Annotated in this window: 13 protein-coding genes; 3 read left to right on the forward strand and 10 right to left on the reverse strand. The window is 50.0% G+C overall.

Annotated elements, in window-relative coordinates; genetic code table 11:
* Positions 1 to 10: 10 nt before the first annotated feature.
* From ACQUQM_RS14785 to ACQUQM_RS14820, 8 genes are all read right to left on the reverse strand, one after another.
* Positions 11 to 1,033: an ABC transporter ATP-binding protein gene (locus ACQUQM_RS14785; RefSeq protein ID WP_432470661.1), complete on the reverse strand. Its 1,023-nt coding sequence runs from the start codon at positions 1,031 to 1,033 to the stop codon at positions 11 to 13.
* On the reverse strand, positions 1,030 to 2,040 hold the full coding sequence (locus ACQUQM_RS14790; protein ID WP_432470662.1) for an ABC transporter ATP-binding protein: 1,011 nt from the start codon (positions 2,038 to 2,040) through the stop codon (positions 1,030 to 1,032). Before ACQUQM_RS14790 ends, ACQUQM_RS14785 begins: the two co-directional genes overlap by 4 nt.
* 4 nt (positions 2,041 to 2,044) lie before the next feature.
* Positions 2,045 to 2,989, reverse strand: coding sequence for an ABC transporter permease (locus ACQUQM_RS14795; RefSeq protein ID WP_432470663.1), 945 nt, complete (start codon positions 2,987 to 2,989; stop codon positions 2,045 to 2,047).
* A 2-nt stretch (positions 2,990 to 2,991) separates the two neighbouring features.
* Positions 2,992 to 3,969 carry an ABC transporter permease gene (locus ACQUQM_RS14800; RefSeq protein WP_432470664.1) on the reverse strand — a complete coding sequence of 326 codons (978 nt, stop codon included), beginning with the start codon at positions 3,967 to 3,969 and terminating at the stop codon, positions 2,992 to 2,994.
* A 204-nt stretch (positions 3,970 to 4,173) separates the two neighbouring features.
* Positions 4,174 to 5,727 (reverse strand): ABC transporter substrate-binding protein, encoded by a 1,554-nt coding sequence (locus ACQUQM_RS14805; RefSeq protein ID WP_432474830.1) that lies wholly within the window; start codon positions 5,725 to 5,727, stop codon positions 4,174 to 4,176.
* Between the two features lie 263 nt (positions 5,728 to 5,990).
* Complete coding sequence (gene groL / locus ACQUQM_RS14810; RefSeq protein WP_432470665.1) at positions 5,991 to 7,643, reverse strand: chaperonin GroEL; 1,653 nt, start codon at positions 7,641 to 7,643, stop codon at positions 5,991 to 5,993.
* 57 nt (positions 7,644 to 7,700) lie between these two features.
* Positions 7,701 to 7,994 (reverse strand): co-chaperone GroES, encoded by a 294-nt coding sequence (locus ACQUQM_RS14815; protein ID WP_432470666.1) that lies wholly within the window; start codon positions 7,992 to 7,994, stop codon positions 7,701 to 7,703.
* A 180-nt stretch (positions 7,995 to 8,174) separates the two neighbouring features.
* On the reverse strand, positions 8,175 to 8,675 hold the full coding sequence (locus ACQUQM_RS14820; protein ID WP_432470667.1) for an FxsA family protein: 501 nt from the start codon (positions 8,673 to 8,675) through the stop codon (positions 8,175 to 8,177).
* 437 nt (positions 8,676 to 9,112) lie between these two features.
* Between ACQUQM_RS14820 and ACQUQM_RS14825 the strand changes: the two genes are divergently transcribed.
* Positions 9,113 to 9,880 (forward strand): SDR family oxidoreductase, encoded by a 768-nt coding sequence (locus tag ACQUQM_RS14825; RefSeq protein WP_432470668.1) that lies wholly within the window; start codon positions 9,113 to 9,115, stop codon positions 9,878 to 9,880.
* 440 nt (positions 9,881 to 10,320) lie between these two features.
* On the opposite strand, the gene ACQUQM_RS14830 is transcribed toward ACQUQM_RS14825, so the two are convergent.
* Positions 10,321 to 11,325 (reverse strand): adenosine deaminase, encoded by a 1,005-nt coding sequence (locus ACQUQM_RS14830; RefSeq protein ID WP_432470669.1) that lies wholly within the window; start codon positions 11,323 to 11,325, stop codon positions 10,321 to 10,323.
* Positions 11,326 to 11,489: 164 nt separating this feature from the next.
* On the opposite strand from ACQUQM_RS14830, the gene ACQUQM_RS14835 reads away from it, so the two are divergent.
* Positions 11,490 to 12,908, forward strand: coding sequence for an AmpG family muropeptide MFS transporter (locus ACQUQM_RS14835; RefSeq protein WP_432470670.1), 1,419 nt, complete (start codon positions 11,490 to 11,492; stop codon positions 12,906 to 12,908).
* A 24-nt stretch (positions 12,909 to 12,932) separates the two neighbouring features.
* On the opposite strand, the gene ACQUQM_RS14840 is transcribed toward ACQUQM_RS14835, so the two are convergent.
* The gene (locus tag ACQUQM_RS14840; protein WP_432470671.1) at positions 12,933 to 13,415 is read right to left on the reverse strand and encodes a YajQ family cyclic di-GMP-binding protein; all 483 of its coding nucleotides are present in this window, start codon (positions 13,413 to 13,415) and stop codon (positions 12,933 to 12,935) included.
* A 153-nt stretch (positions 13,416 to 13,568) separates the two neighbouring features.
* Here ACQUQM_RS14840 and ACQUQM_RS14845 point away from each other — a divergent pair, with 153 nt between their 5' ends.
* Entirely contained in the window at positions 13,569 to 14,498 is a 930-nt protein-coding gene (locus ACQUQM_RS14845; RefSeq protein WP_432470672.1) for a ketopantoate reductase family protein, read from the forward strand.
* Positions 14,499 to 14,538: the final 40 nt, after the last annotated feature.

The raw sequence follows: 14,538 nt of genomic DNA on the forward strand, positions 1-14,538 counted from the left end.
AAGACTGGACTCAAATACGCCCCTCTTCGACGGCATGACAGGCAACCTGAGTTCCACTATCGGTTGCAATCAACTGAGGAATTTCCTCTTTGCAGCGATCATTGGCATATGGGCAACGACCATGGAACACGCAACCACTCGGCAGGTTGACCGGGGTCGGCACCTCTCCCTGCAGCTTGATATGGTTCGGACGATCATCCGCCAGCTTTGGTATCGCTGACATCAATGCCTGAGTATAAGGATGGCGCGGGCTATCAAACAACTGCTCGCTGGTCCCTAACTCGCACAACGTACCAAGATACATTACCGCGACACGGGTACCGAAATGTTCAACCACCGAAAGATCATGGGTGATAAACATATAGGTCAGATCCCGTTGCTCCTGTGCATCCATCATCAGATTCAGCACCTGGGCCTGAATCGATACATCCAGCGCGGAAATAGGCTCGTCGGCAACAATAAATTCAGGATCCACCGCCAGTGCCCGGGCGATACTGATTCGCTGACGCTGACCACCGGAGAATTCGTGAGGGAAACGGACGCCCCAGCTCGGATCGACCCCGACAGAGAACATCACCTCATGCACCTTATCCCGGACTTCAGCACGACTCCATGCAGGATTATGGAACTGTACCGGCTCGGCTAGTGTTTCGCTGACGGTCATCCGCGGATTCAATGATGCATACGGGTTTTGAAAGATCATCTGCATCTTTTTGCGGTAAGGCATCAATGCCTTGCCGGACAGATTATCTATGCGCTGACCTTCGTAACTGATACTACCGGATGACGGATTCAGCAAGCCCATAACGGTTCGCGCAACGGTAGACTTACCGCAGCCGGACTCGCCGACAACACAGAGCGCCTCACCTTTAAGGATGTCGAGGTTAACACCATTAATCGCATGAACGTGTTCCTGGTGCCGCTTGATCTTACCGCCTTCAAAACGCAGCTGGTCAAGAAAATCACCAGAGATAGAAAATCGCTTATACAGATCTCTGACTTGCAGCAGAGACTCATTTTGTTGAACTGTCACTGTGCCGCCTCCTTAATTTCCAGTTTCACTGCCTGCTCTTCACGCTTCAACTCAGCCACCATATGACAGGCGACCTTGCAACCACCCGACTCAGTAAAGCCTGGGACATTATGAGCACAGGTTTCTATGGCGTAGTCACAGCGCTCTCTGAAGGCACAGCCGGCAGGAACAGATTGCAGCGATGGCATCGCACCGCGAATCTGATGTAATCGCTGGCCCCGGACACCCATCTGCGGTAACGCATTAATCAATCCCTGAGTGTAGGGGTGCTGAGCATCGTTAATAATCTCTTTGGTCGGCCCCTGCTCTATGATTCTGCCGGCATACATAACGAAAGTACGCTGGGTAACCTGAGACACAACACCCAGATCATGGGTAATCAATATCAGTGCCACATTATTGCGTTCACAGAGTTCCAGCATCAGCTCCATAATCTCAGCCTGAATAGTTACATCCAGCGCCGTAGTCGGCTCATCAGCGATGATGATATCCGGGTCCATCAACAGGCCGATGGCGATAACCACCCGCTGACGCATACCACCAGACAGCTCATGAGGGTACTGGTCAAGCCGGGTTTCAGGGGACGGAATATACACCTGCTGCAACTTCTGCACGGCGATATTCCGGGCATCTTTTTTACTGATAGTACGATGCTCCATCAGGCACTCGACCATCTGATCACCGATAGTCAGTACCGGATTCAGGGTCATCATAGGGTCCTGAAAGATCATCGAGATACGATTGCCGCGAATGCTGCGCAGCTGCTGATGATTCATCTTCGCCAGATTCTGGCCTTCAAACATCACTTCGCCCTGGGAGACATATCCGGGCTGGGAGATCAGGTTGATGATCGAGAAACCCAACACCGACTTACCGGCACCGGATTCACCAACGATACCGATACGCTCGCCACGCTCAATTTTGAAATCGATATTACGCAGGGCTTTCACTTCGCCCTTACGCAAGCCGAAACAGACTTCAAGGTTATTTACTTCTAATAAAGCCATCAGATTACCCCTTGTACAGTTTCGGGTTAAGCACGTCGCGGAGCCAGTCACCCAGCAGATTCATAACCAGAACCAACACGATCAGAACAAGACCTGGAATCACGGTAATCCACCAGGAACCAGAGAATATATACTCAAAACCACTGGAGATCAGTGAGCCCAGGGATGGCTGTGAAACCGGCATTCCCAGCCCCAGGAAGGACAGTGCTGCTTCGGAAATAATCGCATTTGCTACCTGTACCGTTGAGATAACCAGAATCGGTGACAAGGTATTTGGTAAAATATGACGGAACATAATGCGTGGCGCACGCAGACCCATAACCCGCGCAGCATCGACATATTCTTTCTCTTTTTCTGCCAGCACTGAGGCCCGAACGGTTCGGGCATACTGCGGCCACTCGGCAATACCGATAACCAGAATCAGCATCACCATCGCCAGTTCCTGATACAACTGGGTGCCGAATGTCGCCTGGAACACCGCCAGTACAATGATCGCCACCATCATGGTTGAAAAAGACAGCTGCACATCGGCCAGACGCATCAGCAGACTATCGACCTTACCGCCAACATAACCAGCCACCAGACCGATACAAATACCCAGAAACGCCTGCAACATTACCGCACAGATACCGATCATCAGCGACACCCGGGTGCCATAGAGAATAGTCGACCAGAGATCCCGGCCCTGAGCATCGGTGCCCAGCCAGAATGCGGCATCGCCCTCTTCCTGCCAGCTCGGTGGCAGCTCTGAGTTCATAATATCGATAGACCCCGGATCATAAGGATCAAACGGCGCCATCAGTGGCGCAAGCAAAGCCATAACGGCATAGGCCACAAACACCAGAAAACTGATCTGGGCGACCTTATCAATACAGAAACTATGCCAAAAGTGTGACTGACGAAAACGCTGCCAGTTCGATACGGTTTGTTCTTCTACAATTGCACTCATATTCATTTACCCCCGAATAGCTTAACGGTCGGGTTCACAAGACCATAGATCAGATCGACAATGGTGTTGGTAATTACAAAGATCGCGCCAACTACTATCAGATAAGCAACAATCAGCGGCGTATCGACACGGTTAACCGCCTCGAGGAACAGGAATCCCATGCCCGGCCACTGGAATACAGTTTCAGTCAGTATGGTATACGCCACCATAGTACCGATCTGTACACCACCCACGGTTATAACCGGCAACATGGTATTTTTCAGCGCATGGAGATAATAGATACGCTTCGGCGCCAGGCCTTTGGCCCAGGCAAATTTAATATATTCCGACTGCAGCACTTCCATCATTTCGGAACGGATCAGACGGATAAACAATGGCAACATGATTGAAGCCAGGGTAAAACAAGGCAGGACCAGATGCGCCAGACCATCACTGGTCAGAAACGCCGTGTCCCAGAAACTAAAAATATGGCCCACATCTCCCCTGCCGAAGGAAGGCATCCAGCCCAGCTCAATCGAGAACAGGTAGATAAGTCCGATACCGGTCAGGAATACCGGCACCGAGATACCCACGGTACTGAAGCCCATAACGAGTTTAGAGAACATACTGCGGGGATTGATCGCAGCATAGACACCCAAAGGCACCGAAAAACCGATAATAATCAGGGTCGCACCGAACACCAGATCTAAAGTTGCCGGCAACTTCTTCAGGATCACATCCAATGCAGGCTCTTTAAAGAAATACGAAGTGCCCAGGTCGCCATGCAACGCATTACCGGCAAAGCGCATATACTGAACAAAAAAGGGATCGTTCAGCCCCATCTCATCGCGTAGCGCCTGACGCTCCTCTTCAGATACGGACTGACCTACCAGCTCGCGAAGGGGATCGCCCAGATTATCCTGGATTGAAAAGCTGATTATGCTGATTACAAACATAACCACGACAGCTTGTGCCAATCGTTTTATTAAAAAAGCTAACATAGTCTCTCAGCCTTTGTGCCTTGATGTATGATTCAGAGAGGTAAAACTCACTGCAATATATCGATTTACTGACAGAACGAACTTCGAATATAGACTATTCGCAGCCATTCAGACCTGACCCATCATTGTGCGATGGTAGGAAGATGCAGATAAGGGCCCCACAGTGGGGGCCCTTTTCTGACTGTAGCAGTCAGGGATTACTGGTTACTTTTTAACAACCAGGTCACCCAGATATGGGAAGTTCATCTTGTTTACAACAGGTGCGATATCAACACCGGTACGGGCGCCCCAGGCCAGGTTCTGCCAGTGCAGCGGGATGTAAGCAGCATCGTCATACAGCATCTGTTCAACCTGTTGCATAATCTGAGCACGCTTAGCCGCATCAGTTTCAGTATTTGCCTGTGCCATCAGCTTATCCGCTTCAGGATTACAGTAGTTACCGCTGTTGTACTGACCCAACCCACTTTCCTTATCCGCACAAGCGGTGAGGAATTCGAAGAAGTTATTTGAGTCTTCAGTATCCGCGTGCCAGCCGATCATCATGATGTCCGCAGCGCGCTCATCGAAAGTTGGCCAGTACTGCGCTTTCGGCATCGTCTTCAAATCAACAGTAATATTGATCTTAGCCAGCATTGAAGCCACCGCCTGAGCGATCTTGGCGTCGTTCACGTAACGGTTATTCGGCGCCATCATAGTCACAGTGAAGCCTTTTTCATAACCGGCGTCTTTCATCAACTGCTTAGCTTTCTTCAGATCGTAACGCGGCGTCAGTGCTGCATTGTATCCCAGGTAACCTTCAGGGCTCATCTGTGCGGCAGGGGTTGCGAAGCCACGCATGATCTTCTTAACGATACCTTCCTGATTGATCGCATGCACAATAGCCTGGCGCACACGAACGTCTTTAAACTGCTCAACGCGTTCCTGGTTCATCTGCATGGTGATGATACGGGTACCCGGCATTGTCACCAGATCAACCTCGGAATTACCGCCGATACGCTTATGGTCTGCAGGTGGAACCGGCATAATGAAATCGACATCGCCAGACAACAGCGCAGCAACACGGGTCGGAGCCTCTTTGATCGGTGTCAGTACGATCTTATCGACATTACCTTTGGAAGCGCCATCCCAGTAATCAGCATTACGGCTAAATTCAGTACGCACACCCTGTTCACGATAAGAGATCGTGTAAGGACCGGTACCTGAGATGTTACGGGATGCAAAAGAGTTACCATGCTTAACCAGCATATCCTTAGCGTTGCCGTTCTCGTCTTCACCGCTATAGAACTTGCTGTCCATCGGGAAGATGTAAGTCGCGTTGTTCAGAATCAGCGGGAATGGCTCGTTGGTAACCAGATCAAAAGTATGATCATCAATCACACGAACTTCTTTAAATGGAGTGAAAATGCCTTTGAAATCCGGGGAGTTCTGCAAACGCTTGAAAGTAAACTCAACATCCTTGGCAGTCAGCTCATTACCAGAATGGAATTTAACGCCCTGGCGCAGGTGAAAACGCATCGTCAGGTCATCAATCCGCTCCCATTTTTCTGCCAGGCGCGCTTCGATGCCCATATTCAGATCCCAACGAACCAGGGGATCGAATGTCATGTGGGACAACTGAAGCATGCCACCGGACAGCTGCTCATGCGGATCCAGAGTAACCGGATCAGAGTCGTAGGCCATCTTCAGTGTTTCAGCCTGAGTCGCCATCGCAGACAGACCCAGCAGAGCACCGGCTAGCAAGGTCGCAGTTTTTTTCATCATCAGAAAGTTCCTGTCATTGTTATTGTTGGGGTGTGACTCCCGTTACAGCATAACAGCCTAGCGAAAGCCGACTGTTTGACCAATCGAAATAGTGACTAGCCCTATACCGTATCCGTATGCGAAATATAAACACCCTATTTATCAGATATTTACGCACACACAATTCAAACAACTCAATATCAGAAGAAAACGTTATTATTTCTGTCAGACACAAAAAAACCGGCATAAAAGCCGGCTTTTCTAATTGCGAGGGAGGATGATTACATCATGCCGCCCATGCCGCCCATACCACCCATGCCGCCCATATCAGGCATACCACCAGCAGCACCGCCTTCAGATGGCGCATCAGCGATCATCGCTTCAGTAGTGATCATCAGACCAGCAACAGAAGCCGCAGCCTGCAGTGCAGAACGGGTTACTTTCGCAGGGTCAAGGATACCCATCTCGATCATGTCGCCATACTCACCGGAAGCAGCGTTATAACCGAAGTTGCCTTTACCCTTTTCACGGATATTAGCCACGATTACAGAACCTTCTTCACCAGCATTACCAACGATCTGGCGCAGAGGCGCTTCAAGGGCGCGGAAAGCTACTTCGATACCAACACTCTGGTCGTGGTTTTCGCCTTTCAGCTCGCCAACGTTATCCATAGCACGGATCAGCGCAACACCACCGCCAGGCACTACGCCTTCTTCAACAGCAGCGCGGGTCGCATGCAGAGCATCTTCTACACGGGCCTTCTTCTCTTTCATTTCAACTTCAGTCGCAGCGCCAACCTTGATTACCGCAACACCGCCAGCCAGCTTAGCAACACGCTCCTGCAGCTTCTCACGGTCGTAGTCAGAAGAGGTATCTTCCATCTGCGCACGGATCTGCTGAACACGAGCTTCGATAACAGCCGCTTCGCCAACACCGTCAACAACAGTAGTGTTGTCTTTAGTGATAGTTACACGCTTAGCCTGACCCAGCTGTTCCAGAGTCACGCCTTCCAGGTTCAGGCCGATCTCTTCAGAGATTACAGTACCAGCAGTCAGGGTAGCGATATCTTCCAGCATCGCCTTACGACGATCACCGAAACCAGGCGCCTTAACAGCAGCAACCTTAACAATACCGCGCATGTTGTTAACTACCAGAGTAGCCAGCGCTTCGCCTTCAACGTCTTCAGCAATGATCAGCAACGGACGGGAAGTCTTAGCAACCTGCTCCAGTACCGGTAGAAGATCGCGGATGTTGGAGATTTTCTTGTCAACTAACAGCATGAACGGGTTTTCCAGCTCAACACTCATGCTGTCCTGGTTGTTGATGAAGTAAGGAGACAGGTAACCGCGGTCGAACTGCATACCTTCAACAACGTCCAGTTCGTTTTCCAGACCAGTACCTTCTTCAACAGTGATAACACCCTCTTTACCAACCTTTTCCATCGCTTCAGCGATGATGTCACCCACCTGGGTGTCGGAGTTAGCAGAGATAGTACCAACCTGAGCGATCGCTTTAGTGTCGGCACAAGGTACAGACATAACACCCAGCTGTTCAACAACAGCGGCAGCCGCTTTGTCAATGCCACGCTTCAGATCCATCGGGTTCATGCCGGCAGCAACAGACTTCAGGCCTTCGTTAACAATCGCCTGAGCCAGAACAGTTGCTGTAGTCGTACCGTCACCCGCAACATCGTTGGCCTGGGAAGCAACTTCCTTAACCATCTGTGCGCCCATGTTTTCGAACTTGTCAGTCAGCTCGATCTCTTTTGCAACAGATACGCCGTCTTTAGTAACAGTCGGAGCACCGAACGCTTTATCCAGAACAACGTTACGACCTTTAGGTCCCAGAGTCGTTTTAACAGCGTCAGCCAGAATGTTTACGCCATCCAGCATGCGCACGCGCGCATCATTTCCAAACAATACTTCTTTAGCCATTTTCAAAAATCCTGTCTCAAATTCAATCTGAAATTCTTAATACCGGAACAGCAGCGCTTAGCTTTCCAGAACACCGAAGATATCGCTTTCGTTCATGATCAGCAGCTCTTCACCGTCAACTTTAACAGTGTTAGAACCGGCGTACTGACCGAACAGAACGGTATCACCAACCTTAACAGCCAGCGCCTGAATCTCACCAGTGCTGGTGATACGACCAGTACCGATTGCAAGAACTTCACCCTGATTCGGCTTTTCTGTAGCTGAACCCGGCAGAACGATACCGCTGGCAGTCGTTGCTTCTTCTTCTTTACGGCGAACTACAACACGGTCGTGAAGTGGACGAATTTTCATTGAATCTCTCTCCTGATCTTCGTGATCAAAAAAAATAATTTATTATGGTTATCAAAGCCTGTCAGAGACTGGCTCTAATTGCTTGATGTTTAGCTAGGTGGGGGCAGCGAAGTACATTTCAACGCTGTCAGATAAAAAATTAGGAAATAACATCAAAAAAGGAGGGATTAGACGCTTAATTCAGTCTTCGCGACGATATTCGCCGTCGATCACATCACCATCCTTTTTTGGCGGGTGAACAGAATGACGGGACTGCTGGAACGGACTTTCCCGATGTACAGATTCCGCTTCACCTTCAAATGTCTGACCACCATGCTGGTGCATAGACACCATGGTAAAGCGACTCATCAGGGCATCGGCAAAACGCTGTCGGGTAAATGGGATAAGGCACAAAAAGCCGATCACATCGGTGACAAATCCCGGCGTCAGCAGCAGAGCACCACCGACCGCCAGAACGATCCCCTCGATCATCTCCCGCCCCGGAATCTGACCGGCATTCATCCGTTGTTGCGCCCGGCTAAGAGTAGAAAACCCCTGGTAACGCAACATATTGACGCCAATAAAGGCAGACAACAGCACCAGTCCCACCGTATTCCAGGCGCCGATCGCCTGCCCGACGTTAATCAGAAGGGTGATCTCAACGATAGGAACAATAATGAACAGTAAAAAAAGGAAACGCATGGGGTACCTGCCTAAGCCATAACTCAGTTTGAGTAGTGTAAGACTACTACAAACACAAAAAATTCACGATCAGGCAGATTACGTGCTGCAATTACCCGATTATGATAAACATCTATATTATCAATGGAGTTATGGGCGTATAGCCGACTTTTCAAGCCCTCAGCCCGTTACGCCAACACAACATTCAGACTAAAGTATAGTACGCCACCCGCTTTGCTGCCCTGCAATAAAAACACCTATCTTTCAGGCACTTATCGATATACCTACTTTTACATATATACTCTAACTCTTTGTATTTATAAGATTTACCCATATCCCCCAGTAGGGTTGTAGACTTTTACGCAGAAGCGTTATAAGTTCTTATACAGCGTTTGTTGCATTGCACAACAACAGTGATAATAACTAAAACGAAAAATTGAATATAAGGTAGTAAAACGATGGAATTGAAAGATAAAGTAATCGTTATCACCGGCGGTGGCCGTGGTCTGGGTCGTTCAATGGCTCTGGAGCTGGCGCAACAGGGTGCCAAACTGGCACTGGCCGATCTGGATCAGGCTGGCCTGGATGAAACCGTTGGTATGTGTATGGAGTACGGCGTAGAAGCTCGTGGCTATATCGCAAACGTTGCTGAAGAAGATTCCGTTGTAAAGCTGTTCAACGATGTTGTTGCTGACTTCGGCACGCTGAATGGCCTGGTAAACAATGCTGGCGTAACCCGTGACGGCTTGTTCCTGAAAGTTGACCGCGAAACCGGCAAAGTAGTCAAGAAGATGAGTATGGACCAGTGGAACCTGGTAATGGACGTCAACCTGACCGGCACTTTCCTGTGTGGACGTGAAGCTGCTGCACATATGATAGATCTGGGCACCGAAGGCTGCATTATCAACATCTCGTCTATCTCCCGTCACGGCAACATGGGCCAGACTAACTACACTGCAACTAAAGCAGGCGTAGAAGCAATGGCTGTTACCTGGGCGAAAGAACTAGCCCGCTACGGCATCCGCGCTGCATCCATCGCACCGGGTTACATCGGTACTGAGATGGTAATGAGCATGAAGGCTGAAGCACGGGAAAAGATCGAGGCGGGTATCCCTGCTAAGCGTCTGGGCAAGCCTCAGGAGATCGCGAACACCGTTACCTTCATCATGCAGAATGACTATGTAAGTGGTCGGTGCATCGAAGTTGATGGCGCGTTGAGAATCTAATCTGCAAGATTTGATGATTGAAAAAGCTGGCTGTGATGCCGGCTTTTTTGGTTTTAAAGCGCCATCAACTTCAAGTGGCGATAACCAGCATCCTTAATTTATCCGGTGTGAACAACCTCCTTAGTACTTACAGCTAGTGGCTAGAAAAAGCGGAAAAGCCTTCTTTTCAAATTCTCCTGCTCCTTCCCACTCCACACCTCGTAAGATTCGTAGGTTGGGTTAGCGAAGCGTAACCCAACACCTCCCTCAGGATGAGCATAGGTTGTTAAGACCTTTGGCCGCTTAATGATCTTGACCCGCCAATAAAGGCGGAAACGATGTTTAGAAACTCTAAGATAATCAAAAAATAGAGATGGCATCAACGATTCTTGTAGGAGGCGCGCCCTCGCGGCGATGAACTACCATAGGAACTGACATTTATCGCGGCGAGGGCGCCCCTCCTACTGGCCTGCGCTGAACTGCTGTAGCAGTTTCTTCATCTCTGATTTGCGCTCCCGGCTGGCAAAACTATATTCAAAACTATTCGCCGCTAGCTGAACAGCTTGCTCGCGGGTCATACCCAGCCCCTGCTCAAGGGCAATAAAATTCTCCGTCAGATACCCACCAAAATACGCCGGATCATCGGAGTTCACAGTAACCTTCAGCCCCTGTTCCAGCATCTGCAAAATATTGTGCTGGCTCATATCATTGAACACCCGCAACCGGGTATTAGACAGCGGGCATACAGTTAAGGCCATTTTCTCTTTAGCCAGTCGCTGCATCAGCGCGGCATCTTCAGCTGCGCGAACACCGTGATCGATGCGGTCTACTTTTAACAGGTCCAGCGTATCGATTACATTTTGTGCAGGGCCTTCTTCGCCCGCGTGGGCTACTGCTAGCAACCCCATAGAACGGGCTTTAGCGAATACCCGCTCGAACTTGGCCGGTGGGTGACCCTGTTCCGAGCTATCCAGCCCGATACCGATAATTTTATCGAGGTAGGGTTCAGCCTGATGCAGGGTATTCAGTGCCTCTAATTCGCTCAAATGACGCAGGAAGCACATAATCAGACCAGAGCTGATGCCGTACTTTATTTCAGCATCGTGCAGGGCACGGCTAATACCACTGATCACCGTTGCGAATGGCACCGAGCGGTCAGTATGGGTCTGGGGATCAAAAAACGGCTCGATGTGGATAACATTCTGCGCTTTACAGCGTTCGATATAGGCCCAGGTCAGGTCGTAGAAGTCCTGCTCGGTTTGCAGCACCTCAGCGCCCTGGTAATAAAGATCAAGAAAGTCCTGCAGGTTACCAAAGTCATAGGCTTCACGCAGCTGATCTACGGTCTCATAGGGCAGAGTAATCCCATTACGCTGAGCGAACTGGAACATCAATTCAGGCTCCAGGGTACCCTCCAGATGAAGGTGAAGCTCTGCTTTTGGCATAGCATTGAGAAAACTTTCCATAATCTTCCTCTCTACAAAGTCGGAACTATTAAAGTGTATGAAACCACATCAAGAATGCCATTGCTTTATGCGTTTGGATTTAGCTGCGAGTTAGACAACAGATAATATTGCCTCTGCTGTCGATGAAAGGGACAATGGCGATTCAATTATTGAAGGAATCGCTGATGTCACCCACGCAATCCGGATCAGAATCCTGGCTTGAGTCCAGTAAAATCTATCTACATCCAAGGGCTATCACACTTTTCTTTCTCGGTTTTTCTTCCGGCCTGCCCCTGCTTCTGGTTTTCGGAACTCTGTCATTCTGGCTACGTGAAGCAGGTGTTGAACGCAGCCTGATTACTTATTTCTCCTGGGTGGGTCTGGCCTACGGTTTTAAATGGATCTGGGCACCACTCACCGACCGCTTATCTATCCCGCTGCTCTCCCCCCTGTTGGGCAGGCGGCGTAGTTGGCTGGTACTGGCTCAGGTAATGCTAATTCTGAGCTTGTCCGGACTGGCATTCTCTAATCCACTTGAAAATCTTAAGCTGATGGCATTGCTGGCACTGCTCGTTGCCTTCAGTTCTGCCACTCAGGATATTGTAATCGATGCCTACCGCATAGAGTCCGCTGGGGAACGTCTGCAGGCCGCGATGGCCGCCACTTATATGGCGGGTTACCGTATCGCAATGATTGTTGCCGGAGCCGGTGCTCTGGTCGTTGCAGCCTGGGCATCACCCATTGCAGATGCTTACTCTGTCGATGCCTGGCGTACCGCTTACCTGTGCATGTCCGCCCTGATGGGAGTGGGTTTAGTAACCAGTTTAATCATCTCAGAACCGCAACCCGTGGAGATGGATCAGGAGACACTGGAACAACAGCAGAAAGTAATCGAGTTCAGTGAGAGGATGGCTCATCTGCCGCACGGGCTATCACGTTTTCTTGGATGGCTGTATATCGCCATATTCTGTCCCTTCAGGGACTTTACCAGTCGCTATGGCATGCAGGCTATTATTATTCTGGCGCTGATCAGCTGCTATCGGATCTCAGATGTTATCCTCGGGATTATCGCTAACGTTTTCTATGTAGATATGGGCTTCACCAAGGAAGAGATTAGCAAGATCATTAAGGTTTACGGCGTAGTAATGACCATTGTCGGTGCCGGTATTGGCGGCATTCTGGTCAACCGCTTTGGAGTCATGAAGATCCTCTTTAGCGGAGCACTGCTGGTTGCACTGACTAACCTGCTGTTTGCCTGGCTGGCAATGGTGGGCCATGACACCTTTGTACTGACCATAGTGATCTCACTGGATAATCTCAGTGGCGGTATCGCTACTGCCGCTTTTGTTGCATATCTTTCCAGCCTCACCAACATTCAGTATTCAGCGACACAATACGCCCTGTTCAGCTCGGTAATGTTATTGCTGCCTAAATTCCTTGGGGGGTTCTCGGGGGGCTTTGTCGATAACTTCGGTTATATCTGGTTCTTCACCGGGGTGGCGCTACTGGGATTGCCAGTGTTGATACTGGTATGGATGGCGGCCCGGGTAAAACAAAAGACTAGTGAGAAACAGGAGGTTCAGGAGCCAGTCACAGACTCCTGATCGCAGGCAGTTTACCAGGCTCTGTTAATCACGGAAGTTATTGAACTGCAATGGCAGCTCCAGATCAGCTTCACGCAGCAGCGCCATCACCTGTTGCAGGTCATCGCGTTTCTTACCGGTTACCCGCACCTGCTCGCCCTGCACCTGCGTCTGGACCTTCAGTTTGGCATCTTTGATCAGTTTGATAATTTTCTTGCTCAGCGGCTGATCCAGCCCCTGCTTCAGATTGACCAGCTGCCGGGCACGCATATTCGCGGTATGGGCATCGCCTATATCCATACTCTTAATATCGATCTTGCGAGCCACCAGTTTGTTACGCAGGATATCCAGCATCTGCTGCAGCTGAAAATCAACCTCCGCGTTCAGTGTAATCACCTCACCGGACAGTTCAAAGCTGGCCTCGACTTTATTAAAGTCATAACGGGTACCCAGTTCCCGTGAGGCCTGATCAACTGCGTTATTGACTTCATGCATATCCAGTTCAGAAACAATATCAAATGAAGGCATCGCCTTAACTCCTAATCAATATATTGGTTCTGCTTGTCGGGCACTGAGATTTGCCGTGCAGAAACCTTAAAAAATAAATCCTGTTAATGGCCACTATCATACCGTTATGATGGCGATACACCTACACCCAAAAACAGATTCAACAGGTAATTTATGCACTGGCATATTCTGGGCGCCGGCGCCATCGGGCTGCTATGGGCAGGCATGCTCAACCGGGCTGGTTTTACGACTACGCTGCTATTCCGTAACAGTGAAAAACTGGCTGCATTCCAACAAACCGGTAAGCTCTCGCTAACTCAGGCGGCACATCAGGAACAGGATACGCAGCAATACCCGGCCGATGCCCGGCTGGTTTCCGATCCCGGCCGGATCGATAACCTATTGCTCACAACCAAAGCCTTTGCTGCCGTCGATGCCTTTAATACCGTCAAACCTTTTTTATCGGCCGATGCCCGGATACTGCTGTTGCATAATGGCATGGGACCGCAGGAAGCTTTGGCACAGCAAAATCCGGAGCTGAATATCTGGGCCGGCAGTACCACCGATGGCGCTTATCAAAGCGCCCCTTATCAGGTTGTCCAGGCGGGTAAAGGCGAGACCCGGATCGGCGCCCTGAACGGTAATATGAGTGGCCTGTTCCGGCAACTCAGCCCGGCTATCGATAACCTGATCCACGAACCGGACATCATCCCGGTTTTATGGCGCAAGCTGGCTATAAACTGTGCAATCAATCCACTTACAGCGATCTTTAACTGTAAAAATGGCGAGCTGGCTACCAATCCTGAATACCGCAAAGAGATGGCAGAAATCTGTACAGAGGTGGAACAGGTTGCCCGTGCACTGGGGATAACACTATTTGAGAAGCCGCTGATAGAGCAAGCCTGCCATGTAGCTACCGTCACCGCCCGGAACAGCTCCTCGATGCAACAGGACGTCATGCACCGGCGGCCGACAGAGATCGACTCAATCACCGGGTTTCTCTGCCAGCAAGCTGCTATAGCAGGTATCGATGTGCCCGCTAACCAGCAACTGCTGATGCAGGTCAGGAAACTCCAACCGGAAACAAATATACAGGATCGATAAAAAAACCTGAGAGCAGGCCTGAAGTCGTTTAATCTTCTGC

This window comes from Amphritea sp. HPY, assembly GCF_050870985.1.
Classification (GTDB): Bacteria; Pseudomonadota; Gammaproteobacteria; order Pseudomonadales; family Balneatricaceae; genus Amphritea.

What these genes read in the sequence shown, in the direction of transcription:
- ACQUQM_RS14790 (WP_432470662.1), bottom strand. Translation starts at nt 2,040, where the DNA reads ATGGCTTTATTAGAAGTAAATAACCTTGAAGTCTGTTTCGGCTTGCGT.
- ACQUQM_RS14795 (WP_432470663.1), bottom strand. Translation starts at nt 2,989, where the DNA reads ATGAGTGCAATTGTAGAAGAACAAACCGTATCGAACTGGCAGCGTTTT.
- ACQUQM_RS14800 (WP_432470664.1), bottom strand. Translation starts at nt 3,969, where the DNA reads ATGTTAGCTTTTTTAATAAAACGATTGGCACAAGCTGTCGTGGTTATG.
- ACQUQM_RS14805 (WP_432474830.1), bottom strand. Translation starts at nt 5,727, where the DNA reads ATGAAAAAAACTGCGACCTTGCTAGCCGGTGCTCTGCTGGGTCTGTCT.
- groL (WP_432470665.1), bottom strand. Translation starts at nt 7,643, where the DNA reads ATGGCTAAAGAAGTATTGTTTGGAAATGATGCGCGCGTGCGCATGCTG.
- ACQUQM_RS14815 (WP_432470666.1), bottom strand. Translation starts at nt 7,994, where the DNA reads ATGAAAATTCGTCCACTTCACGACCGTGTTGTAGTTCGCCGTAAAGAA.
- ACQUQM_RS14820 (WP_432470667.1), bottom strand. Translation starts at nt 8,675, where the DNA reads ATGCGTTTCCTTTTTTTACTGTTCATTATTGTTCCTATCGTTGAGATC.
- ACQUQM_RS14825 (WP_432470668.1), top strand. Translation starts at nt 9,113, where the DNA reads ATGGAATTGAAAGATAAAGTAATCGTTATCACCGGCGGTGGCCGTGGT.
- ACQUQM_RS14830 (WP_432470669.1), bottom strand. Translation starts at nt 11,325, where the DNA reads ATGGAAAGTTTTCTCAATGCTATGCCAAAAGCAGAGCTTCACCTTCAT.
- ACQUQM_RS14835 (WP_432470670.1), top strand. Translation starts at nt 11,490, where the DNA reads ATGTCACCCACGCAATCCGGATCAGAATCCTGGCTTGAGTCCAGTAAA.
- ACQUQM_RS14840 (WP_432470671.1), bottom strand. Translation starts at nt 13,415, where the DNA reads ATGCCTTCATTTGATATTGTTTCTGAACTGGATATGCATGAAGTCAAT.
- ACQUQM_RS14845 (WP_432470672.1), top strand. Translation starts at nt 13,569, where the DNA reads ATGCACTGGCATATTCTGGGCGCCGGCGCCATCGGGCTGCTATGGGCA.